This is a genomic window from Aeromicrobium sp. Root236 (genome assembly GCF_001428805.1).
In the GTDB taxonomy this organism is placed as follows: domain Bacteria; phylum Actinomycetota; class Actinomycetes; order Propionibacteriales; family Nocardioidaceae; genus Aeromicrobium.
The window spans coordinates 306,197-328,195 of the sequence record NZ_LMIS01000001.1; the positions used below are offsets into that span (position 1 = coordinate 306,197).

At 66.4% G+C, this 21,999-nt stretch carries 27 protein-coding genes; 16 read left to right on the forward strand and 11 right to left on the reverse strand.

Annotated features, from left to right (window positions below):
* The first annotated feature begins 6 nt into the window (after window positions 1-6).
* The gene (locus tag ASE12_RS01530; protein WP_056396055.1) at window positions 7-336 is read left to right on the forward strand and encodes a hypothetical protein; all 330 of its coding nucleotides are present in this window, start codon (window positions 7-9) and stop codon (window positions 334-336) included.
* On the opposite strand, the gene ASE12_RS01535 is transcribed toward ASE12_RS01530, so the two are convergent.
* The gene (locus ASE12_RS01535) at window positions 283-2,856 is read right to left on the reverse strand and encodes a helix-turn-helix transcriptional regulator (protein ID WP_200954945.1); all 2,574 of its coding nucleotides are present in this window, start codon (window positions 2,854-2,856) and stop codon (window positions 283-285) included. The two genes, ASE12_RS01530 and ASE12_RS01535, sit on opposite strands and share 54 nt — an antisense overlap.
* 140 nt (window positions 2,857-2,996) lie before the next feature.
* Window positions 2,997-3,281, reverse strand: a complete 285-nt coding sequence (locus ASE12_RS01540; protein ID WP_056396058.1) for a DUF4242 domain-containing protein — start codon at window positions 3,279-3,281, stop codon at window positions 2,997-2,999.
* 145 nt (window positions 3,282-3,426) lie between these two features.
* On the opposite strand from ASE12_RS01540, the gene ASE12_RS01545 reads away from it, so the two are divergent.
* The 4 genes from ASE12_RS01545 to ASE12_RS01560 are packed head-to-tail and all read left to right on the forward strand — an operon-like array spanning window position 3,427 to window position 5,469.
* The gene (locus ASE12_RS01545) at window positions 3,427-3,765 is read left to right on the forward strand and encodes a helix-turn-helix transcriptional regulator (protein WP_056404442.1); all 339 of its coding nucleotides are present in this window, start codon (window positions 3,427-3,429) and stop codon (window positions 3,763-3,765) included.
* A 1-nt stretch (window position 3,766) separates the two neighbouring features.
* Entirely contained in the window at window positions 3,767-4,411 is a 645-nt protein-coding gene (locus tag ASE12_RS01550) for a dihydrofolate reductase family protein (protein WP_056396062.1), read from the forward strand.
* A gap of 9 nt (window positions 4,412-4,420) precedes the next feature.
* The gene (locus ASE12_RS01555; protein WP_056396065.1) at window positions 4,421-4,882 is read left to right on the forward strand and encodes an SRPBCC domain-containing protein; all 462 of its coding nucleotides are present in this window, start codon (window positions 4,421-4,423) and stop codon (window positions 4,880-4,882) included.
* Between the two features lie 41 nt (window positions 4,883-4,923).
* Window positions 4,924-5,469 (forward strand): hypothetical protein, encoded by a 546-nt coding sequence (locus tag ASE12_RS01560; protein WP_157412773.1) that lies wholly within the window; start codon window positions 4,924-4,926, stop codon window positions 5,467-5,469.
* Window positions 5,470-5,687: 218 nt separating this feature from the next.
* Here ASE12_RS01560 and ASE12_RS19925 read toward each other — a convergent pair whose 3' ends face one another.
* Entirely contained in the window at window positions 5,688-5,843 is a 156-nt protein-coding gene (locus tag ASE12_RS19925) for a hypothetical protein (protein WP_157412774.1), read from the reverse strand.
* Window positions 5,844-5,848: 5 nt separating this feature from the next.
* On the reverse strand, window positions 5,849-7,036 hold the full coding sequence (locus ASE12_RS01565) for an FAD-dependent monooxygenase (RefSeq protein WP_056404443.1): 1,188 nt from the start codon (window positions 7,034-7,036) through the stop codon (window positions 5,849-5,851).
* Between the two features lie 165 nt (window positions 7,037-7,201).
* Between ASE12_RS01565 and ASE12_RS01570 the strand changes: the two genes are divergently transcribed.
* On the forward strand, window positions 7,202-7,996 hold the full coding sequence (locus ASE12_RS01570; protein WP_056404444.1) for an LLM class flavin-dependent oxidoreductase: 795 nt from the start codon (window positions 7,202-7,204) through the stop codon (window positions 7,994-7,996).
* Between the two features lie 49 nt (window positions 7,997-8,045).
* Here ASE12_RS01570 and ASE12_RS19930 read toward each other — a convergent pair whose 3' ends face one another.
* Together ASE12_RS19930 and ASE12_RS01575 are read right to left on the reverse strand one after the other, a co-directional pair.
* On the reverse strand, window positions 8,046-8,243 hold the full coding sequence (locus ASE12_RS19930; RefSeq protein ID WP_157412775.1) for a hypothetical protein: 198 nt from the start codon (window positions 8,241-8,243) through the stop codon (window positions 8,046-8,048).
* 92 nt (window positions 8,244-8,335) lie between these two features.
* Window positions 8,336-9,160 (reverse strand): class I SAM-dependent methyltransferase, encoded by an 825-nt coding sequence (locus ASE12_RS01575; RefSeq protein WP_056396070.1) that lies wholly within the window; start codon window positions 9,158-9,160, stop codon window positions 8,336-8,338.
* 141 nt (window positions 9,161-9,301) lie between these two features.
* Between ASE12_RS01575 and ASE12_RS01580 the strand changes: the two genes are divergently transcribed.
* The 4 genes from ASE12_RS01580 to ASE12_RS01595 all read left to right on the forward strand — a co-directional run bounded on the left by ASE12_RS01580 (window position 9,302) and on the right by ASE12_RS01595 (window position 11,917).
* Window positions 9,302-9,862: a dihydrofolate reductase family protein gene (locus ASE12_RS01580; protein ID WP_056396073.1), complete on the forward strand. Its 561-nt coding sequence runs from the start codon at window positions 9,302-9,304 to the stop codon at window positions 9,860-9,862.
* 43 nt (window positions 9,863-9,905) lie between these two features.
* Complete coding sequence (locus tag ASE12_RS01585; RefSeq protein WP_056396076.1) at window positions 9,906-10,310, forward strand: VOC family protein; 405 nt, start codon at window positions 9,906-9,908, stop codon at window positions 10,308-10,310.
* Window positions 10,307-10,588, forward strand: coding sequence for a helix-turn-helix domain-containing protein (locus tag ASE12_RS01590; RefSeq protein ID WP_056396079.1), 282 nt, complete (start codon window positions 10,307-10,309; stop codon window positions 10,586-10,588). The genes ASE12_RS01585 and ASE12_RS01590 overlap by 4 nt, the downstream gene beginning before the upstream one ends.
* A 405-nt stretch (window positions 10,589-10,993) precedes the next feature.
* Window positions 10,994-11,917 (forward strand): transglutaminase-like domain-containing protein, encoded by a 924-nt coding sequence (locus tag ASE12_RS01595; protein ID WP_056396080.1) that lies wholly within the window; start codon window positions 10,994-10,996, stop codon window positions 11,915-11,917.
* Between the two features lie 151 nt (window positions 11,918-12,068).
* Here ASE12_RS01595 and ASE12_RS01600 read toward each other — a convergent pair whose 3' ends face one another.
* Both ASE12_RS01600 and ASE12_RS01605 read right to left on the reverse strand, forming a co-directional pair.
* Window positions 12,069-12,935 (reverse strand): alpha/beta fold hydrolase, encoded by an 867-nt coding sequence (locus ASE12_RS01600; RefSeq protein ID WP_056396083.1) that lies wholly within the window; start codon window positions 12,933-12,935, stop codon window positions 12,069-12,071.
* Complete coding sequence (locus ASE12_RS01605; RefSeq protein WP_056396085.1) at window positions 12,932-14,410, reverse strand: adenylate/guanylate cyclase domain-containing protein; 1,479 nt, start codon at window positions 14,408-14,410, stop codon at window positions 12,932-12,934. The genes ASE12_RS01600 and ASE12_RS01605 overlap by 4 nt, the downstream gene beginning before the upstream one ends.
* A 254-nt stretch (window positions 14,411-14,664) precedes the next feature.
* On the opposite strand from ASE12_RS01605, the gene ASE12_RS01610 reads away from it, so the two are divergent.
* From ASE12_RS01610 to ASE12_RS01620, 3 genes are all read left to right on the forward strand, one after another.
* Window positions 14,665-15,210: a TetR/AcrR family transcriptional regulator gene (locus tag ASE12_RS01610; RefSeq protein WP_056396087.1), complete on the forward strand. Its 546-nt coding sequence runs from the start codon at window positions 14,665-14,667 to the stop codon at window positions 15,208-15,210.
* A gap of 46 nt (window positions 15,211-15,256) precedes the next feature.
* Complete coding sequence (locus tag ASE12_RS01615; protein ID WP_056396090.1) at window positions 15,257-16,159, forward strand: NADP-dependent oxidoreductase; 903 nt, start codon at window positions 15,257-15,259, stop codon at window positions 16,157-16,159.
* Window positions 16,160-16,322: 163 nt separating this feature from the next.
* Complete coding sequence (locus tag ASE12_RS01620; protein ID WP_056396093.1) at window positions 16,323-17,291, forward strand: aldehyde reductase; 969 nt, start codon at window positions 16,323-16,325, stop codon at window positions 17,289-17,291.
* Window positions 17,292-17,419: 128 nt separating this feature from the next.
* Here ASE12_RS01620 and ASE12_RS01625 read toward each other — a convergent pair whose 3' ends face one another.
* A complete protein-coding gene (locus ASE12_RS01625; protein ID WP_056396096.1) occupies window positions 17,420-18,289 on the reverse strand; it encodes an alpha/beta fold hydrolase in 870 nt (289 codons plus the stop codon).
* 300 nt (window positions 18,290-18,589) lie between these two features.
* Here ASE12_RS01625 and ASE12_RS01630 point away from each other — a divergent pair, with 300 nt between their 5' ends.
* The 3 genes from ASE12_RS01630 (at window position 18,590) to ASE12_RS01640 (ending at window position 20,538) form a co-directional block, all read left to right on the forward strand.
* Window positions 18,590-19,162, forward strand: a complete 573-nt coding sequence (locus tag ASE12_RS01630; protein WP_056396099.1) for a PadR family transcriptional regulator — start codon at window positions 18,590-18,592, stop codon at window positions 19,160-19,162.
* A gap of 92 nt (window positions 19,163-19,254) precedes the next feature.
* A complete protein-coding gene (locus ASE12_RS01635) occupies window positions 19,255-19,677 on the forward strand; it encodes a DoxX family protein (RefSeq protein ID WP_056396103.1) in 423 nt (140 codons plus the stop codon).
* A gap of 27 nt (window positions 19,678-19,704) precedes the next feature.
* Window positions 19,705-20,538 (forward strand): alpha/beta fold hydrolase, encoded by an 834-nt coding sequence (locus tag ASE12_RS01640; RefSeq protein WP_056396104.1) that lies wholly within the window; start codon window positions 19,705-19,707, stop codon window positions 20,536-20,538.
* A 103-nt stretch (window positions 20,539-20,641) separates the two neighbouring features.
* Here ASE12_RS01640 and ASE12_RS19935 read toward each other — a convergent pair whose 3' ends face one another.
* Window positions 20,642-21,007 (reverse strand): hypothetical protein, encoded by a 366-nt coding sequence (locus ASE12_RS19935; protein ID WP_157412776.1) that lies wholly within the window; start codon window positions 21,005-21,007, stop codon window positions 20,642-20,644.
* 372 nt (window positions 21,008-21,379) lie between these two features.
* The gene (locus ASE12_RS01645) at window positions 21,380-21,997 is read right to left on the reverse strand and encodes a hypothetical protein (protein WP_056396106.1); all 618 of its coding nucleotides are present in this window, start codon (window positions 21,995-21,997) and stop codon (window positions 21,380-21,382) included.
* Window positions 21,998-21,999: the final 2 nt, after the last annotated feature.

Here is a 21,999-nt window from a genome sequence, read left to right on the forward strand (position 1 = left end):
CGGAGCATGACCTCGACCAGCCTCCCAGTGCTCGCGGGGATCGTCTCGACGGCGATCTTCGCCAGCAGCACCCTGCCCATGCTCACCAAGGCGCTCCGCACCCGCGACCTGGCCTCGTACAGCCTCGGCAACCTGGTGCTCGCGAACGCCGGCAATGTCGTGTACTCGGTCTACGTGCTCAGCCTGCCGATCGGCCCCGTCTGGTTCCTCCACGCGTTCAACCAGATGAGCACAGCGATCATGCTGATCTGGTTCCTCCGCTACGCCCACCCGGGCGGCGAGTCAGGTGAGACCGAGCTCGGTCGCCTGGACCACGACCGCGCGCCGAGTCGGTAGTCCGATCTTCGCGAGGATGGCGGAGACGTGGTGATCGGCGGTCTTGGGGGAGATGTAGAGGCGGGCGGCGATCTCCGCGTTCGACAGGCCGCGGGCGACGAGCTTGGCCACCTCGAGCTGTCGATTGGTGAGCCCAGCGGGGTTCGCCCTCGTGCTCTGGCGGGGCCTCTGCGGCACGGCTGTGAAGCCTTCGGCGCGCATCACGACGCGGTGCCGGTCCGCAGTGCCGACCGCGCCGAGGCCGTCGAGGAGCTTGATGCCCCGGACCCGTTCGTCGGGATCTGAGGAGTCCGACCAGGACATCGCCTCGGCGAAGGGATCGCCGGCGAGATTCCACCACCGAGCGGCGTCGGCATGGCGGCCCTCGAGAGCGAGCCTGAACGGCTCAGCGAGCTCGCCGCTGACCCCGACGGGAAGGTCGAGGCGTCGCAGCCAGACGGCCAGGTGCCCGGCGCCCCAGCTCGCGCCCGGCTGCGCCGTGAGGTCGGCAAGCTGGTCGACCGCGTCTTCGCGCACGCGTTCGTCCGGCTCCCCGGTCATCCAGGACACCTCGGCGAGCGCCGCCAACACCGCCAGCCGGCGGAGCGGTTCGTCGATGAGGTCGGCCAGCGCCCAGACCTCGTCGAGCGCGTTGAGGTCCGCCGATTCGCCGCGGCGCAGCGGTACCAGCACGTTGACCAGGTACGGCCAGAGCTTGGCCAACGGCATCCCTTCGCTGTTGAGCACGTCTCCGGCGTCCTCGAGCGCAGCGTTCCAGTGCCCTTGGTGCAGGTGCAGCCGCGAGCGAACTGCGGTCTGCCAGTGCCGGCAGATCGGGATGTCGCGTTCGATCGTGAACGGGATCGAGAGCTGGAGCAGGTTCTCGGCCGCGCGGAACCGGCCGTGCTCGACGTCCAGGTTGGCGATCTGGGAGTAGCCCGTCGAGGCCAGCTCGTCCCAGCCGCCGTCACGGGCCGCGTCGATGTGATCCAGGAGGTTGCTCCGGGCGCCGTCCTCTTCACAGACCAGCTCGGTGGTGGCGCGGAAGAGCCCGCTCTTGAGGGTCAACAACCCGTCGTCATGCTCCGCTGCAACCTGAGTCGCCTCGGCGAAGAACTCGCGCGCCTGCTCGATCTCCGACCGCATCATTGCCAGATAGCCCTGCAGCGCCCGTGCGGTGCCGAGGGCCAGTCCGGCCGCAGGCGCCACGGCGATGTCGGCCGCACGGCCGGAGTGCGTCTCTGCCTGACGCCGTCTGGCGCTGTAGTACTCGTAGAGTGCGACGGCCTCGTGCGCGGCGGCAAGCCCGGCTGCGTCGCCGGCTCGCTCCCAGAGGGGGAACGTGGCGCGGACGTTGTCGATGGCCTCGACCAGCCGGCTGGTCATGTACTGCTGGTAGGACAGCTGCAGGAGGAGGCCGGCGCGTTCACGTGGGTCGTCGGTCGTGAGGTGCTCGAGGGCGGTGGCGAAGAACGCCGCTGATTCGGTGTGTGCGCCCGCCCGGGCAGCATCCTCGCCGGCCAGCCGTGCGTAGTGCGTGGCACGTGCACCGTCGCGAGCGCCGACGGCGTGGTGACTGAGCACGGCTGGATCGCGGGTCTCGACCTGTTCGAGCACGTCGAGCAGCACCGCGTGCAACCGCGAGCCGCCGCCCGGCGGGATCGTCGTCTCGACTGCCTGTCGGGCGAGCTCGTGCCGGAAGACGATGCCGTCGTCCGTACGGGTGAGGAGCGAGGTCGCGTCGAGCCGGCGGAGCGTCGGCAGGTCCACGCCGAGCAGTGGCAGTGCTCGGTCGTCGAGCCGGTCCGGCGCGGTGGCGATCAGCTGCAGCACCTCGAAATCGTTCGGCTCGACCTCTGAGGTGTGGGCCAGCACCGCGTCGCGCACCGAGTTGGGAAGCGGGAGGTCCGGCTCCTTCGCGACCTCGGCGGCGAAGAACGGGTTCCCGCCGGTGATCGCGTGCACGCGCTCGGGCTCGAGACCGGTGCCCTCGAGCAGTGTTCGGACGCTGTCGACGGACAGCGGCTGGAGCGCGACCTGGGTGAGCCCGTCAAGCGACGCGATGTCGCCCAGGAGCCGGCGAGCGGAGTGTCGCGGGTCGATCTCCCGGTCCCGATAGCTCAGGATCAGCGCGAGGGGCATCGACTCGACCCGGCGGGCGAGGAAACGCAGGACGTCGGTCGACGCCGCGTCGACCCAGTGCAGGTCCTCGACCACCAGCACCGTCGGCTCGGCGGCTAGCGACGTGTAGATCTGCTCGCACAGCTCGGCCAGCAAGAAGTCCTCACCGCGCTCCAGGCCGGCGAGCTGGAGACGGCGCAGGTCGCGGAACGGTCCCAGCGGACGCGGTGTGTCCAACGGGTCGCAGTGCGTACGCAGCACGCGTGCCCCCGTGACGTCGCGGCACAGCGCCTCGATGAGTGCGGACTTGCCGAAGCCGCTGTCTCCGGCAAGCGCGACCCCGGAGCCTTGACCTTGAACGGCCCCGTCGACGGCGGTCCGCAGGACCGTCAGCTCGTTCTCGCGTTCGAGCAGCTGCACCGCTTCAGTGTAGGGACGCTCGCGGAGCCCGCCAACCGATTTGCGCATACTCATAAATCCCTGCCAATACGGTCAGGAACCGGCCCGGACCCGAAGATCCGGTCCGGTTCCTGAGGCCGTGTCCGAGAGCTTGTGATGGCTCACGACACCCGCGCGCCGGCGGAATGTGGGCCGAACTCGTTGGCGACCTCGGTGACCTTGTTGGCCGGGAAGCCACCTCGCCGAGCGTGCTCGAGGATCGTCTCGGCATCCTCGGCCTCGTGCACGCAGTAGATCTTGTCGCCGGCAACGTAGCTGTTGACCCAGGTGTAGGGCACGCCGAGGGATGCCACCGCCTCGTTCGAGGTCTGCGCGATGTCGGCCAGCTGGTCGGCGGTCAGGTCGCCGGCGTTCTCGATCTCGCGCTCGATGATGAATCGCTTCATGGTTCTCGCTCCTTCTGTCGGTGTGGCGACGATGCGCCGCCAGGTGCCTCCAACCCTCGCGTCCGGGGTGATGCCGGACATCGGGAGCCACTCCCTAGATTTCGCCGGGTTGACGAATGCCCGTGCGTACGTGATACTTAGGTGTATGCCTAAGTATCACGACGAGCTCGACGCCGTGCTCCGCGCTCTCGCGGACCCGACGCGTCGCGCTGTCGTGGAACGGCTGGCGAAGTCGCCGGCTGTCGTGTCCGAGCTCGCGGCGCCGTTCTCGATGGCGTTGCCGTCGCTGATGCAGCACCTGAGGGTGCTCGAGGACGCGCGGGTGGTCACGTCGCAGAAGCACGGGCGCGTACGCACCGTGAGCCTGCGTCCGGGCGCTCTCGACGTGCTCCACGTGTGGCTCGGCGAGCAACGAACACCGGCAGAACACCAGGCCGACCGGCTCGGCCTCCACCTGACCCGCACCACCCCGAAGGGAACCTGACATGACCCGCGTACGTATGGACCTGTTCATCTCGCTCGACGGCTACACCCCGTCCGACCAGACCGCGGAGAACCCGATGGGAGCTGACTGGGAACGGCTCACCGCCGCGTACGCCGCCACACGCACGTTCCGCAAGAACGTCTTCGGCGACACCAGCGGCGAGGGGACGACGGGCATTGACGAGCGGTACGCCGCTGCGTTCACGGACGGTGTCGGCGCCGAGATCATGGGGGCCGCGATGTTCGGCCTGCACTCGTTCCCCGACGACCCGGACTGGAAGGGCTGGTGGGGCGACAAGCCGCCGTTCGGCACGCCGGTCTACGTGCTCACCCACACCGCGCCGCGCCCGGAGATCCCCATGGAGGGCGGCACGACGTTCCACTTCCGCAACGCTGCCATCGATGACGTCCTCGTCGAGGCGACTGAGGCTGCCGGGGGAGGCGACGTGCGCATCGGCGGGGGATACCGCACCGCGCGTGAGTTCCTGCGTGCCGGCCTGGTCGACGACGTGCACCTCATGGTCGCGCCGATCTTCATGGGTCGAGGTCATCGTCTGTGGGACGACCTGGCCGGCTTCGACCGCACGCACACGGTGACGTCGGAAGTGGCCGAGAGCGGCACGATCCACATCAACCTGAACCGATAGGACGTACGCATGACGATCGAACGCCGCATCGCCCGTGCCGACTTCACCCTGACCCGTGACTACCCGGCTCCCGTCGAACGGGTCTGGACTGCGTTCGCCGACGAGGAGGAGAAGCTGAGCTGGTGGGGTGCCGGTGACGCCATCGAGCACCGCGACTGGGCGTTCGACTTCCGTGTCGGGGGACGCGACGTCGCCGAGGGGAAGTTCCACGACGGTCCTGTCTCGCGTTACGTAGCGACGTACACCAACATCGTCGAGCACGTCCGCATCGTCACGACGTACGACATGTGGCTCGACGGCGTGCACATGTCGACGTCGGTCGCGTCGTTGGAGTTCGAGCCGATCGAGGACGGCACGCGGTTCACGCACACCGAGCACGGTGTCTTCTTCGACCAGTTCTGGGCCGACGGTCCCAACCGCGAGGTCGGCAGCCGTGGCCTGCTCGAGGCGCTGGGTCGCTACCTCTCGTAGGGTCCGCGAACCGGGGACGCGCCGGATCGTACGGCTGTAGCGTGACCGCCATGCGAATCGCCGGAGCGCTGACATGCGTCCTGTCCCTTGCGATCCTGAGCGGGTGCTCCGGCGACGGCAAGGACTCCGAGCCGAAGGATGTCGCCGCAACAACCTCCGCGACCTCCAGACCTTCGGCGACGACGAGCCGCCCGGCGGCCCAGGCCACGTACGTCCCGAAAGCCGACGATCCCAAGGAGCACACGTTCGTCGTCACGATCCGCGACCAGCTCACCGTGCCGTACTCCGACGCGTACCAGGTTGCGGGGGACCGGTGCGACGCGCTCGGCGTCGGCAGCGAGCTGGTCTTCGAAGGTCCGGACAAGAAGTACGACCGACGGCCGCTCAAGAGCTTCACGATCCCCGATCACGCGCGCCTCGTCGACAGCAAGACCTGCGAGGCGACCATGACGGTCACCGTCCCGTACGCGCCGAGGTACTTCGTCGGGGTCGCGATGGAGGGCCACGGGATGCCCGCCCCGACCGACCCCGACGAGACCAGGGTGCGGCCCAAGGGTGACTCGCAGAAGCTCATCGTCCTTCGCTGACACTCGGTTGTCCGTCCTACGATCGTGTTCGTGACGTCATCGCGCGGGACGAGCCGCTGGTCCATCGGTTCCTCGCACTCGGTCCTCTCACTCTGGTCCGACAGGTCGGTCCTGTCGATCGGCAGCGTCGGCTCGTTCGCGTCGGCCTTCTCCGTCGGATCGAGCATGTCGATCGGTTCGCTCATGTCGAACCAGAGCGGCGGCTCAGTGCTCTCTCATCAGAGCTCGAGCTCCGTGCTGTCCCACCAGAGCACAGGCTCGGTGTTGTCCTCCCAGGCGTCCCGGGCGATGCTCGCCCGGCGATCATCCGGTGATCTCCCGCCCGCGGGCGTGCTGATCGGGCCGATCGTCGCTGTCGCCGCGGTGGCTGTCATCCGAGCTACCCGGTCGGGCCGGAATCCGGCACGCCGACGTAGTCGGGCAGCTCCGGGCCGCCGACGGCGCGCTCGACCAGTGCCATGAGCGCCTCCATGTCGGGCTCGGGTGCCGGCTCGGCGTCGGTGGCGGTGAGCATCTGCACGTGCATCCGGCCGATCTCCTGGTTGTCCTCGACGTACGTGCGCATCCGATCCTCGTACGCGGCGAACCCGGCCACGGGATCCCAGTCGGCCGCTGCGAGCTCTCCGGCCAGCATGTACGCGCCGACGAGAGCCAGGCCGGTGCCAGCACCGGACATCGGCGAGGCGCTGAACGCAGCATCGCCGAGCAGCCCGACCCGTCCGTTGGACCAGTGCTCCATCACGACCTGCGCGACCTGGTCGAGGTAGAAGTCCGGGGTGCTGTCGAGATGCGCGAGGATTCGCTCGGTCTCCCAGGCGACGCCGGCCATCTGCTCGCGCAGCAGTCGCTTCTGGCCGTCGATGTCGCGGTAGTCGATCTCGAAGTCGGGGGAGGGGAACGAGAGCATCGCGATCGCCCGATCGGCGTCATGGATGGGCCGCAGACCCGCTGAACGCCCGTCCTCGTGGTAGTCGATCATCCAGCGGTCCAGGCCGAACTCGTTGGGGACGGTGTAGAAGGCCAGCACCAGCCCGAGGTGCCGGATGAACTGCTCGCGCGGCCCGAAGACCATGCCGCGCAGCGCGGAGTGCAGCCCGTCGGCACCGATCACCAGGTCGAAGCGACGACGATCTCCGCCTGCGAACGTGACGTCGACGCCGTCCGCGTCCTGCCTGAGCTCGGCGATCCGATCGCCGAAGACGTACTCGACCCCGTCACGCGTGTCGTCGTAGAGCACCTGGGAGAAGTCTCCGCGCAGGACCTCGATCTCCGAGATGTAGCCGTCGCCGTCGTTCTCCTCCGCGCGATGCGTGTCCAGCACCTTCCCGTCGGCGTCCACCACGTACGCGCCGGCGGTGTCCGTGCACACCGCGCGGATCTTGGCGTCGAGCCCCATCCGGCGGATGACCTCCTTGGCCACACCGCGCGCGTCGACGGCCTGCCCGCCGGGACGCAGGCCGTCGGACTGCTCGACCACCGTCACCTCGGCGCCTCGCCGGCGCAGCCAATGGGCCAGCGCCGGACCCGCGATGCTCGCTCCCGATACCAACACCTTGGTCTTCGTCATCATGTCCCCTTCTCGTCCGCCAGTCGGCGGTCTGGTGATCGTATGGCGCCCGGTCGGCCGCCGTTCACAGACACCACGAACAGGCGAGGGCGAATACGACACCCCTGCCATGCCAATACGTCCACGAGGTTCACAAGCGCGCGCCGGCTTTGTAGCGTGCATGTCGTGCGCTTCGGAGTGGTGACCCCCGTCCTGGACAGCCCGGCGAGGTGGCGAGACGAGGTCCGCCGCATCGCCGACCTCGGCTACTCCACGCTGCTGATGCCTGATGTGCCCGGATGGCAGCCGGCGCCCGGCCCGGCCCTGGCCGTTGCCGCGAGTCTCACGGACCTTCGAGTGGGCACGTGGGTCTGTGCCTCGCCGCTGCGCCCGGCCTCGACGTTGGCCTGGGAAACGCACTCCCTGTCGGAGCTCACCGATGGGCGGTACGACCTCGGGATCGGGACCGGCCGACCTGGCCTCGAGGACCTGCTGCGCGAGCTCGGGCTGCCCGCGCTCTCACCGGGCGAACGGCTGACCCGCATACGGGACACCGTCGCGTTGCTGCGTGAGTACGACGGCCCGGACCGGCACACCCCCGTGGTGATGGCCGTTCGCGGCCCGAAGGCGCGAGCGCTCGCCGCCGAGATCGCCGACATCGTCACGTTCGTGATGGCACCGGATGCCACACGAGACGAGGTGGTCCGCATGGCACAAGAGCTCCGAGCTGTGCGTGACGTACCCGTCGCTCTGCACGTATCGGTCGTGGGCGATGTCGTCGCGCCGTTCATGGCCGGCCCGGACACCGACCCGGCCGTGCTGCGCGCGGAGGACTCGCCGGCGATCCTGCCGGCCGATCCCGGCGCCGCTGTCGAGGAGCTGCTGCGATGCCGGGAGGAGATCGGCGCCACCTATGTGGTCATCGGCTCCAACTCCGCCGAGACCATGGCACCCGTCGTCGCGCGGCTCGCAGACAGCTAGCCGAACGGCCGCCGGCGCACGTACGCCCTGGGGCGCCGCGCCCTCCGGGTCAGGGGCGTCGACTGTGACGTCGGCGATACAACGCGACGCCGTTGGATGCCGCCACAACAGCACCGATGAGCAGGAACAGGATCTCGCCCTTGAAATCTCTCGCCGCCAAGACGACCATGGCGACGCCGATGACGAAGAACACCGCGAGGGTGGTCGTCGATAGACCGTCGCGATTCGGGTTCGGGTGCATGGTCACCACGCGAGTGTGGCATCGCGTCGCAGGCGCTGCAGGCCGTTGCGCAAAAGCACCCGGTTCCGGGTGGCGCCAATGTGGCGCAGTGGGGGTGGTCAGAGCGGTCGCGAGCACGCGAACATGACGGTGCGGATGCGTCTCTCGGCGAGGTTGGCCACTTGGTTCGCGGCCATCTGCCCGAATGCATCGCCGAGGAATGCCGAGAAGGTGACCGGCGGTGGTCCGTCTCGTTCGATCCGGGCGCGCATCTGCTGGAACCAGACGAGGCTTTCGTCGGAGGAATCGACCTCCGAGATGACCTCGAAGCCCGCTTCGTGGAGCAGCTCGCGCATGTCTTCCGGGGTCGCGAGAAAGCTCGTCGACGAGTCGTTGGCCCACGGCACCGGGTACTTGACGTCGCCGCCTTCACCCTGCAACACGTCGTACGCGACGAACCTGCCGCCGGGTTCGAGCACCCGGAACGCCTCGGCGTAGAGCGCTGCCTTGTCCGGGATGTTCATCGCCACATGGACGGTCAATGCCGCGTCGACGGCACCATCAGGGAGACTGGTATCCGTTGCGTCCCCCACGTGGAAGCGCGTGCGGTCGGACACCCCCGTCCACTCCGAGAGTGCCGTCGCCACCTCGCAGAATTCGGAGGTGAGGTCGACTCCGGTGACCGTGCACCCGGTCACCTCGGCCAATGTCCGGGCCGGACCGCCCAATCCGCTGCCGAGGTCGAGCACGTGAGAGTTGGCGCTCAGACCCAGGGCCTCGATGATCTCCAACGTCGCCGCGCGGCCGCGGATGTGGAACTCATCGACCGGAGCGAGGTCCACCGGTCTGAGAGCTTCGCGGTCCAAGCCGGCCGCATCCAGAGCGGAGCTGATGGCCTCGACCAGACCACCCGAGCCGCTGTAGAACCGCGAAACCTCGGTCATCCCGCCATCTTCGCACCGAGTTGCCGGTACGTCGACGAGCAAGTTGCGGGCGCGGTGTCGTATCCGGCTCCGCCCGTTCGTGGTGATGGCAGAGGCGCAGCATCACCGTCGCGCCGACCAGAAGCGAATCAAGGAGGAATCATGGCAATCTCGGTGCTCGACATGTCAGTCTCGGTTGACGGCTTTGTCGCCGACGTCAACGACTACCTCGGTGGTGAGGACGGCGAGCGGCTCCACGCCTGGGCCGATTCGCGGGATCCCTCGCGCCCCGTCAAGCAGTTCGAGGACGAGTGGAACGCGGCGGGGGCGATCCTTGCCGGCCGCCGGACTGCGGAGCTCATGGACCACTGGGGCGGTTCGCACGGCGGGCTGCCCATCTTCGTCCCCAGCCATCGCCCGCCCCCGCCGGCTGTCCGCTGGGGCTACCCCTTGGTCACCTACGTCTCCGACGGCATCGAGAGTGCCATGTCGCAGGCGAAGACTGCCGCCGGCGACAAGAACGTCCAGGTCCGTGGAGGCAACGTCGCGCAACGCGCTCTTGAGGCTGGCGTCCTCGACGAGATCCAGGTCCACCAGGTCCCGGTCCTCTTGGGCAGCGGTCGCCGGCTCTTCGACATTCTGCCTGGACTCACCGAGCTCGAGATCCGTGACGTGATCGACACCCCCGAGGCGACTCACATCCGGTACGCCGTCCGCCGCTGAGTCAGCTATTGACTTGGCACTTGTATTTTGCAAGTGTGGCGTCATGAGCCTCTTCATCACCTGCCCTGTCGACAACGTCGAGCGCGCGACTGCCTTCTACACCGCTATCGGCTGGACCCTGAATCCCGAGATGTCCGACCACAACGTGTCGTGCTTCGCCATCGCACCTGAGCAGTACGTCATGCTGGGCAGCCGCGAGATGTACGCCGACATCGGTGGCACCGAGGATCTGATCGGCGGACCGGACACGCCATCGAAGGTCACAGTCTCCTTCGACCTTGGCAGCCGCGAGGCCGTCGACGAGCTGGTCAAACGAGCGGGCGACGCCGGGGGCCGTATCGGTGACACCGACGACTACCCGTTCATGTATCAGCGCCAGTTCGACGACCCCGACGGCTACCACTACTCGCCGTTCTGGATGAAGCCGGACACCGACCCGACGGCGTGAGCGACCTCGCGGCGGCTCTCCGTGTCGTCGGAGCTCGGTGGGCTCTCCTGATCGTGGAGAGGCTGCTCCAGGGGCCGCAGCGCTACGGCGATCTGCAGCGCGATCTCGGAGTGCCGACGAACATGCTCGCCACCCGCCTACGCGAGCTCGAGGCTGCCGGTGTCCTCTACCGACTACCGCTTCGGCACAACACCCGCGCCTACGCGCTGACCGATCGCGGGCTCGCGTTGCAGGACGCGATAGCCGCACTCTCACGCTGGGGCGCCGGGGAGGACTGAGTGCAACGCTGAGCCACGTCGCTCTGCAATCGAAGAAGCCTTTGAGGTCTACGCTCGCGATGTGTCATCGCGAAGGGCGTTCTCTGGTTCTGCACCTCTGTGGATTGCCGCGGCGTACTTCGTGCTCGGGTTGTGGTTCCTGGTTCCTCATAGCGACACGGTGCAGCTCCTGAGCGGCGTCGGTTGGGTCGTTCTTGGCGTCGTGTTCCTCACTCGTTGGTGGACGCATCGTCGGGCCGATCTACGGCGCGAGGATGATCGAATCTGAGCTGAGCACCTGACCACGACGAGCTCAAAACCACTCGGGCCGGCCGAAAAGAGCGGTCCGGCCCTGGCCGTCTGCTGGACGGTTGGCCGGGAATTTTGACACCGTGGGTGCGCCGACCCGTATCGAACGCGTGGTTGATGACGCCCCTCGGGAGGCCTGTCGTGTCCCTATCCTTCTACGCCGAGCAGAGCGCTTTCTCCGACCCGGGTGAGCTCGCTCATCTGTACGGTGACATGCCCCGCGACCCAGCTCAGCTGGCGCGTATCGCACGCGATGTGATGATCCATCGCGTCGAGGGTCACCTCTTTGAACACACCCACCCGATCGACAGGCTCCACGACGACGCCGAGACCCGCTACTTGGACGACATCCTGCGGATCGTCATCGGGCGGAACGACGCTTCGTTGACCGTGCGGCGCGAGCCCGCTGACCGGTTCGTCGGTACCTGCCGGGACTTCACGCTGCTGCACGTCTCGCTGCTTCGCCATGCCGGCGTCCCGGCCCGCTCGCGATCGGGGTTCGCGGACTACTTCGGCTCGGACGGCTTCCATCACGACCACATGGTCACCGAGTACTGGGACGAGGAGCGGGGTTGGCTGCTGGCGGACGCTCAGCTGGCCGACCCCGCGATCACCGCCAGCTGGCCCGTGGACTTCGATCCGATGGACATTCCCCGGTCACGGTTCCTGGTCGCCGGTGAGGCCTGGCGGGCGATCCGCGATGAGGGAGCGGACGAGACGACCTTCGGGCTGCATCCACCGGGGGAGGGGCCGTTGTTCGGTGAACGCTTCGTGGCGGGCAACATCAGGCTCGACCTCGCCGCGCTGAACAAGGTGGAGACGCTGTTGTGGGATGTGTGGGGCGAGGACGGGGGAGAGCCGGACACGCCGTTGTCGCGGCCCTCTCAAGAGTTCTACGACCAGGTGGCGCCGATCGTCAGCGGCAACGTGTCCTTCGAGGCAGTGCGCAAGCTGTTCGCCGAGAACGACGTGTTGCGGACACCGGCCACGGTCACCTGTTACGCGCCGTTCAACGGAGCACACCTCGTCACCCTGCGTTGAGGGGCCCTCGACGCGCGGCGATCGAGAGCCACAGACATTCATCCGGCACGGGTAGGCAGATCACGGCCGCCCCGAAACGCAACCACTGGCGGCCACCGGTGGTCGGCTCTCCGCACCGTTGATCAGCCGCCGTGTTCGTGGTGAATCTCGTCTAGTCGGGCTGGCCAGCGGACTCGACCGCAGACGCCGATACGTGACGGTCCAGCCAACCGCGCATCAGCAGTGCCGTCTGGTCGGGGTCGTCGAACATGGGCAGGTGGCCGACCCCCGACAGGACGTGGGACTCGGCATGGGGGACAGCCTCGAGCCATAGAGGCTGCTCGTGGACCATCGGCGTGAAGCGGTCCTTCTCGCCCCATGCCAGCATGAACGGCACGGGCGCTTCAGGCGTTGATTCAAGGCGAAAAGCGGAGAATCCCGGAAGCAGGTTCGCCCAGTCGCCCTTCGCACTGTTCCTGCGAATCTGGATGGCTTGTCGAGCTGAGATCCGGCCACCGTCGTCGAGCACCGCCCGTAGGGCGATCCGCCTCATGCGCGCGGACGAGAGGACGACCGGCACGAGCAGACGCTGCGGCAACGACAGATTGTTCAGCATGTCGAAATGCTTCACGAGCCGCTGGGTCTGCTCCTGGTTCGAGCCGCCGGCCGGGCACATGGCGAGGGCGCTGCGCGCCCTTCCCTCCCTCGCAACGCCAAGGGCAGCGAGGCCACCGAGAGAGCAACCGATGATGTGGGCGGACTGGAACCCCGCACGGTCCATCTCCTCGACGACGCCGCAGGTCAGGTCGTCCAAGGTGATCGGACCGGCCAGCGGGTTCCCGCCCTCCCAACCCGCGAGGGTCGGCGCAATGATCTCGAACCGGTCGGCGAGGTAGGGAATCACCAGCTCCCACTTGCTCCACGGATTCGCGCCCATGTGGAGCAGCACGAGCGGCTCCCCGGACCCGACATGAAGTGTCCGTCGACCGCTGCTCGTCACCTCGACAAACTGCTTGAGGCGGCGGATCCGCCCCGTCATGAGACGCGGGCTCCCCGATCGGTCGCGTTCGCGAACCTGGCCATCGCACGCATCAGGCGAGGCGCGCGGCGGGCGGCATGGACGGCGACCTTGTCCATCGGCGTCTGGGAGTCGGTGAGTGGGATGCTCTGAGGGCTGCGCACTTCATCGAACCGGTACAGCTCCCACACGCCGGGTACGCCTTTGAGTCGCTTTTCACCGACCCGATCGAACTCCAGTCCCGAGCCGATCACCAGGTCGCGAACCGTCCGCGAGACGTACACCTCGCCGGCCCCTGCGGCACCCATGACCCGCGCGCCGACGTGGACGTTGAGACCGGTGACGCGGCCGAGCTCCCGCTGCAGCTCCCCGGCGTGCACACCGCAGCGAACTCCGATGCCGGCAGCGCTGGCCTCTCGCGCAATGCGCTCGGCGCAGTGGACGGCGACACCCGGCATGTCGAGCAGGCTGAGAGATCCGTCTCCGCTGAAGTCCAGCACCTGCCCGTCGGCGTCGGACACCGCCGCCTTCACCGCGTGCTCGTGGATGGACCTCAACCGCTGGTATTCGCTGTCGCCGATCTCGGCCAGCAGCTTGGTCGATGACACCAGGTCGGTGAAGAGGACCGTGCCGAAGAAGCGGTTGTCCTCGGCCGCCCTCTTGGGCCCCAACGCCAGCTCGAGGAGGTGCATGACCACGGGGTAGTACGCCTCGCCGATCGAGGAGCCCGGCGCTGGTGCCGGCATCACGTGCAGGGTCGCGTTCGGCATCTCCGCGACCATCCGCTCGCTCCAGGACAACGGGCTGACACCCCCGTCCTGGATCAGCACTCGGGTCGGTGCCTGGATCGCGGGCAGGAGGTGCGTGAAGTCGAGTCCGGCGGACCAGCCCCAGTGCGCACGCGCTTCGGTCGGCGACATCGAGCTGCGCTCCAGCATGGCCATCAACCGACGGTTGTTGGCGGATCGCATCTCGGCGTTCCACATGTCCATGGTCCGCCCGCGACCCCAGTTGTCGGCGACGTGACGGATCACTTCCGCCATCGACGCGATCTCGGCTTCACTCGCCCACGGGTCGTCACACGACCCGTCGACGGCTTGGGGGAACGGCATCCAAAGGCACACACCTGCGACGCGTTCGGGGTAGCGCGCAGCAACCAGCGCGGCCGGACCGCAGGCACTTCCAGGTGCGCCGATGACGGCCCGCTGCATGCCAGCGGCATCCATGACCGCGATGATGTCGTCAGCCTGCTGCTCGAGCGTCGGCACGTAGTCGATCCGGTCGGACAAGCCGAGGCCGCGCCGCTGGAAAAGGGCGATGCGACCGTTGCGCGCCACGGCGCCGAGGTTCGCTTCGGTGTGCGGGTCGGCCCACAACAAATCGAGATGCATGATCTCGCTGCCGTAGTAGACGAACTCTCCGGGCCCCGTCCCGAAGACTTGGAATGCCAGACCTGCACCCTCACGATCGATGTATTTCGTGTCGGGGGGCGTCACGTCTCCATCAAACCGCAAATCCCTCGGACCCAAGGCCAAAACGGCGATAAGGCGGCCTCGCTCGAAGGGTCACCATGTCTCCATTCGAGCGGTGCTCTGGCACCGCTGGGCTGCCCGCCGGCATGCACGTTTTGTGACGGAATGGCGTGGGACTTGGGGTTTTCAGCGTCGTGCACCTAGGCGCTTCGCGGGCTGTGAGGTTCTACCTAGACTTTCATTAGCCAATTGGCTAATGAAAGTCTAGAATGAGACGTATGACAAGAGCCGAGCAAGCCGAGCGGACCAGGCAGGCCGTGTTGCTCACTGCTCGTGAGCTATTTGCTGCTCGCGGTTTCGCCGGTACGTCGCTGCAGGACATCGCCGACGCCATGGATGTGCGCAAGGCGAACGTCTACTACTACTTCAAGACCAAGGCCGCGATCCTCGATGCGCTCCTCGATGAGCGAGTGATCGCATTGGAGTCGATGCTCGACCATGCTGAGTCAGAGTCTTCGATCCAAGCGCGTCGCGAACTGGTTGTCACCGGATACGTGGACGAGGTGGTCAAGGCGTACCGCACGGTCGCACCAGTCGACTTCGCTGACCCCGCGGTGCGCTCCCAACCGGAGGTCGCCGAACGGTTGGATGCGCTAACAGGGCGATTCGCGACTGCGCTGTTCGGTCAGCAGCCCACGGTGGACCAACTCGCCGGCCTCGCAGTGCTGCAGGACCTCAAACCCGTGCTGCGCACACTCGACCGACTACCTGACGAGGAATTGCGACACGCGCTCCGGCGCCTTTGTCAGCGATTGCTGACGTGACGGCGCCATCCGGCTGGAGCACATCATCCACACGAAGGAGTTACCCATGTCGCACGCAATGGTGATCACGGAGTTCGGCGGCCCGGACGTGTTGCAATGGCGGGAGGTGCAAGCCCCTGAGCCGCAGCGGGGTGAGGTGGCCATCCGCGTGAAGGCTGCCGGAGTCGGCCCGACGGATCTGCACATCCGTGCTGGACATCTGATCGGCGTCTTCCCTCAACAAGCAGGCGACGTGCTCGGCTTCGAGGCTGCGGGCGTCATCGAGGCCGTCGGAGAAGGCGTCGACGCAACCCTCGGCGACGAAGTATCAGCCCTGCTACCTGCGCAGGGTGGTTACGGCGAGCGGGTGACGACATCGGTCTGGTATCCCAAGCCCCCGTCGGTGAGCTGGGATGCCGCGGCCGCATTGCCCGCATCCGCAGAGGCTGCCGTCGGGACCTTGCATGAGATTCGTGCTGCTCAGGGCGAGACGCTGGTCGTGCTGGGCGCGGCCGGCTCAGTCGGTTTGATCATCGTGCAGTTGGCTCACGCGGACGGCATTCGAGTCATCGGAGTGGCAAGCCAACGGGACGAACAGCTCATCCGTGAAGTGGGCGGTGAATTTGTGCCCTACGGCGACCGAGTTTTCGACCGGATCGAGGGACCCGTCGACGCTGTCATCGACGCGGCGGGACACGGCGGACTTACGGACGCGGTCGCGAGGGTTGGAGATCCCACCAGGGTCGTCACCCTGACCGGTGGACCCGAGGTTGCGACCTCCGGGGCCCTCATGTCACACCCAGGCCCCGACCGCGCGCCTGATGCACTAGCTCTGACAATGCCCATGATCGCCGATGGAACGCTCCGCCTCAAGCAGCGCAAGGTCCTGCCTCTCGCGGAGGCAGCCGAGGCGCACAGGTTGCTTGAGTCCGGGGAGACGAACGAAAAGATCGTGCTCGTTCTCGAATGAGCGCGGCGTTGTACGACTCTCCATGTCAGGGACAGGACAAGCGGAACCGACTCCCGTCGGGCGCGACAAGTCAGGTGATGTTCAAGCGAGGCGCGACGAAGACTTGACCATGCATCGAGTCCGTCATCGACGAGCCAGACAGCAATCGAAGAGGAGAAATGGCATGACTGACGACCAGGTACTCGTCACCGGAGGCACTGGCTTCTTGGGCACTCACGTGATTGCTCAGCTGCTCCAGTCCGGCTATCTTGTCCGCGCCACAGTGCGCGATCTGAGCCGTGAGTCCGAGCTTCGTGAGGCGCTGTCCCGCGCGGGCGTTCAGGGCGAGGTCTCGGTCGAGCTTGTCGCCGCGGACTTGTCCGAAGACACTGGTTGGTCAGACGCCGTCCGAGGGGCCCGTTACGTCCTGCACGTGGCTTCTCCGTTTCCGCCCGCGATGCCGGACAGCGACGACGATGTGATTCGTCCTGCCCGTGATGGTGCGCTGCGTGTACTGCGTGCCTCACGCGACGCTGGCGTTGACCGGGTTGTGATGACGTCGTCGTTCGCCGCTGCGGGCTACGGACATGAGCCGACAGATGAAGCGTTCGACGAACACAGCTGGACCAATGTGAACGCACCGCTCAGCGCCTACATCCGATCAAAGACCTTGGCTGAGCGTGCTGCCTGGGACTTCATGGAGTCCCAAGGCGGCGATTTAGGACTGGCGGTCATCAACCCTGTCGGCATATTTGGCCCGCCCCTGACAGCAGACTTGTCCGCATCCATCGGACTCGCGCATCAGATGATGACCGCCATGGCCGCGGTTCCGCGACTCGCCACCACAGTGGTCGACGTCCGCGACGCGGCAGACCTGCACCTACGGGCCATGACCAACCCAGCCGCCGCTGGCGAACGCTTCTTGGCATCGACCGGTGAACCCTTGCCGTTCCAGCAGATTGCAGAGATCCTGCGCGCGGCCGTCGGACACGAATCCCCACAACTGCCGCTCCTTCCCGACGAGGTCGTACGGGAAGCGGCCAAGACCGATCCCGGCATGGCAGGCATGGTCGGCGAACTGGGGAAGGTACGTCGAGTGTCGAACGAGAAAGCCCGTACCGTCCTTGGTTGGGACCCACGCTCAAACATATAAACACTAGAGGCAACTGCCCGCGCACTCCGCGATCTTGGCCTGCTGGGCGAGTAGCCTGCGGGAAGAGCGAAAGGTCTCGCCCGATCGGCGTACAGATCGCGTTCGCGGAGCGTCCGTGACGTCTCGGCTCAGCCGTCGAGCACCTCGCGCAGCTTGGCCGCGAACGCCTCAGGGTTGCCGGTCTGGCCGTACTCCCCGCCCAGAAAGCCGCCATGGTTGCTCGGGAATCTGGTCGCCGCAATCCCGAGGGCATCGGCGACGGCGACCGCGCTGCGTTGCGTGATCAAGCCTTCCGACTCGATGCCGTACGCCAGGACAACCCGGGTCGGTGCAGCCTTGATGGCGTCGTAATCGGGTTCGTATCCGGTTGTGTGAATAATGTGGCCGCGGCCGAGCATCGGATCCTCCCGCGAGCCGTCGTCCTCTGTCGGCAACCCGAACTGGGCCGGGTCGGGAGTGGGCCGATCAGGCCAGTCGGCGGGGACCTCGCCGCTGTGCATGATCAGGGCTAGGAACTTGGCCATTGCCGGACCCAGACCATCTCGCTCGTACGTGTCCTGGACATCGTGTATGGCAGCAAACGCTGCTTCCTGGTCGGGCAATGCCGAGATGAGCGGTGGTTCGTGGGCGACGAGGGTGCGAACAACGTTAGGATGCGCCGCCACGAACGCCAGCATGTTTACCGCGCCACCGCTGCTCGCCAGGACGTCGACCGGGCCGGAACCCACTGCGGCCTTGATCACCCTGTGAATGTCGTCGGCGTGCGTCTCCGGGGTTGGATCCGTGTCGGAGGTGAGTTTGCTGCGCTCGCTCTGCCTTGGGTCGTAGGTAACCACGGTGCGGTCGGTGAAGTAGCCGGCCAAGGTGGTGAAACCGGCGGCACCCATCGGCGAACCGACCATCACGAGTGCGGTCTTGTCCGCGTCCTTTCCGGAGCGGACGTCGTAGGTCAGTACGGCGCCGGGCGCGTCGATCGCATGAGTTGTGATTGCAGTCATCTGGGCCTCTCCCTCCCGGATTGCCTTTCGCTTCCCGATGATGGCACGAAGGGGCGGCGGGTGCCTTCAAGGGGCGCGCTGACGCGGCGGAATGACGCACGCCCATTGGCCCACCTACTTGCGTAGAAAGCGGAACGCCAAGATTCCCACGATGGCTTTGGAGGTCTCCACCAGCCCCGTTTTAGATCAGTGCTGACACCACCCGGACCAGGAGGGCACCCTAGTGTGGGTGGGAATTGACACCACCCTGGCGGGCGCGCAAGCGGAGCGAGTCCGAGCAGATTGAGCGGAGGTAAGCGCATGTCGGCGACGAAGGTCCTGGTACTCGGTGTCGTGCACCTCTCCGGCGGCGCGCATGGCTACCAGGTGCGGTCCGAGCTGCAGAGCTGGGGCGTGGAGAGTTGGGCCAAGATCAAGCCCGGCTCGATCTATCACGCGCTGAAGAAGGCGGCGGCTGATGGCCTCCTCACCGAACACGCCGAGCCGGGCAACTCCGGACCGGAGCGCGTTCTGTACCGCGTAACAGCTCGGGGACGTGACGAGATAGTTGACCTGGTCCGCCACGGTCTGCGGCGCACGCATGACCCCACCATGCTCAACGCGTCGATCGCCATGTTGCCCATGCTGACCAGGACAGATGCCATCGCGCACGTCAACGAGCGGGTCGCGCGCCTGGAAGCGGAGCTCGTAGAGCAGGCCAAGTGGCGGGAGCGCCCGAACCCCGACATTCCCGAACACGTCCGCGATCAGGCCGAACTGTGGGCGGGACATGCACGCACCGAACTGGAGTGGGCGAAGAGCCTGAGCAAACGACTGGCTGAGGGCGCCTACACCATGGCCGATGATCCGGGTTCGTGGCGAACAGTCCACTAATCAACCTTGACTAGATGCTCCTCCTCGTCTACTTTGGCCGAGTAATCAAACTTGACTAGTCGCCCAGGTCCGGGCACGGCAAGGAGAGCCGAATGAGCACCATCCTCAAGAACAGCTCGGAAACCGTTGCGCACGCGCCCAGGCGGGCGAGCAGCATCGCGGTCTGGGTTCTGCAAGTCGTGTTGGCGGCAATCATCGCCGGCGGCGGAATCTCGAAGCTCGCCGGCGACCCGGTCATGGTGGACATGTTCGCCGACATCGGGGCTGGCCAGTGGCTCCGGTACCTGGTCGGAGCGCTGGAGGTCGCGGGAGGGTTTGGACTTCTGATCCCGGCTCTGGCGGGCCTGGCCAGTCTCGGGTTGGCGGCATTGCTGACCGGTGCTGTCATCACCGATCAGTTCGTGCTCGAGCAGAGCCCTTGGCTGCCGCTCGCCCTTCTCGTCGTGGCGGCCGTGATCGCAAGGGTGCGGTGGTCGCGCACCGAGGCCGTCGTCGGCACGCTGCTCAGGCGCTGAGACAAACCTCTCGAACGGAGATGTGAGATGAACGAGATGGCCTTTCGCGTGACATCAAACGATGGCACCACCATCGCCTACGACAGGAAGGGAAGCGGCCCGGCTGTCGTCCTGGTAGGCGGCGCACAGGACGATGGAGCCGAGAACGCTCCCTTGATACCTGCTCTCGCCGAGCACTTCACGGTTTACAACTATGCCCGTCGGGGACGCGGCGCGAGCGGCTTCACCGAGCCCTACGCCGTGGAAAGGGAGATCGAGGACCTGGATGCTTTGATCGCGGAGGCGGGCGGCTCGGCACACCTGTTCGGGGCGTCCTCTGGTGGCGCTCTGGCGCTGGAAGCCGCCGCGGCCGGGTCAGCCATCGACACGATCGCCGTGTGGGAGGTGCCCTACGCGGTCGGGGACGACATACGCCCGCGATTCGAGCAGTACGTCGCGGACACCCGGCGCGCCTTCGACGCCGGGCGAGACGAGGAGGTTCTCGAACTGTTCATGCGCATGACCGGCGCCTCCGACGACAACATCGCGGCCAGGAAAGCGGCAGGCAAGCAGACGGCGCACTGGGCGGATTCGGTCGCCCTCGCGCCCACGCTGGTCCACGACAGCCTCTTCCTCAACCACTACCAGTTGCCGGCCGATCGACTGGCAACCGTCACCCAACCGGTCCTGGTCACCACCGGAGGACCGATCACGGTCCCCTACATGGCAGGCCTGCCCTCGGACTTCTTCGACCGCGCAGCCGACGAGCTTGCAGTCCTCCTACCCCACGCTCAACGGGAGACCCTCGAGGGGTCGGATCACGTCGTCGACCCACAGATCGTCGGCCCGCTGTTGCTACGGTTCTTCAGCAGCGAACACTGAGGGCGCGAGAAGGCTCGCCAGGCCGAAACTGAGCTAGAGCGTCGAGGAATCGCCTTCTAGCGTTCGTAAGCGGCGGAATGACGCGGGGCCAGCTGCAGGTCGTTCACTCGCCCTCGAAAGTCACCGCGCCATCCCATAGAGGTCGGTGGATCCGCGCGGCTACGTAGCCTTGGATACCCTGTGCCGTTGAAGCTGCAAGCGGGTCGTCAAGGCGGTCGGCGACGAAGGCGAGCTCGTCAAGCAGGGACTCACATCTAGCTCGGCTGAGCGTCACCGGATCGGAACCGCCGAGCATTGGCAGGGTGTGCAGTTCGTAGGCGGTGGCAACAGCAGCGAGCCTTTGAAAAAGCCGTTCGGAGATCCACAGGGAATCCTCTTCAGCAGGGTCTGACTCAAAGACACCGACGTGACCGTCATCATTTGCATACGTGGCAGGATCTAGGCGGTCGGCAAATCTGTCGGGCGTCACCGGCACATCGTCGCACCCGAGATGATTCCCTCACCCTCTAACCCTCGATTGCGCAAGAACGCGGCGGAATGACGCAGCCGGTGTACGGCCCACTACTCTCTTCGCATGTCTGACTTGCGCCGAGCCCTCGCGTTGCTCGGGATCGTATTGGTCGTACTAGGAGCGATTCTAGTTCTCGCCCCAGCGTCGACCGGCAACGACGACTGCGGACCCGTGATTCGAGTAGCGAAGAGTGATGCGCCTGGGTGCGGCCCAGCACGAACGGAGCGCGCCTGGTTCGCGCTTGCGGTATTCGTTACTGGCACGGTTGTGCTCGTGAGATCGGCGTTCAGGAACTCTGGTGAGCAACTCACGTAGCGGGCGTACTGCCTCTCATTCGATTTCGACCGACCTGAGATCAGCCAGGATCCTTTCGCCGAACGTCGTTAGACCCGGAACGTGACTGGTACCGTCCCAGAGGATCGACCCCTCTATGAGCCCGACGGTCAGCAGCTTTCTGAGGACGGGATCTGGCAACTTATCGACGACTTGGCGAACAGTGCCGGTGAGCGGCTTCTCGGCGCCTCTCGCCGTGACCCCGATCTCACCTGATGCCTTCGCGTCATCTTCGGCTCGGCCAATCGCGGTAAGGGCGCGAACGTGCACGGCGTCGATCTCCGACAGGGCACTTATGAGGAGTGCGGCTTCGTCGATACTCGCTTCGTCTGAAAGCGCGGCGGCAACTACCCGTGCTAGCAGTCTTCTCTTGTCATGCATGGCCGAAGTCGCAGCGGCCATCGAAGCCACCCCTACAAGAACATCAAGTTCCTCGTTCGCCTCCAGGCGCAGGTCTAGGGCGTCGGGGCCTCCCGCAGCGGCCGACGCGGACTCCATCACTTCATCGGCGCGCTTGTTGAAACGGGCAACAAATTTCGCGTTTACCTTCGCATACGGCACCGGCCCAATCAGTCCGGCCTCGGCACCAATGGCCACTTCCTTGTCAGACGGCATCC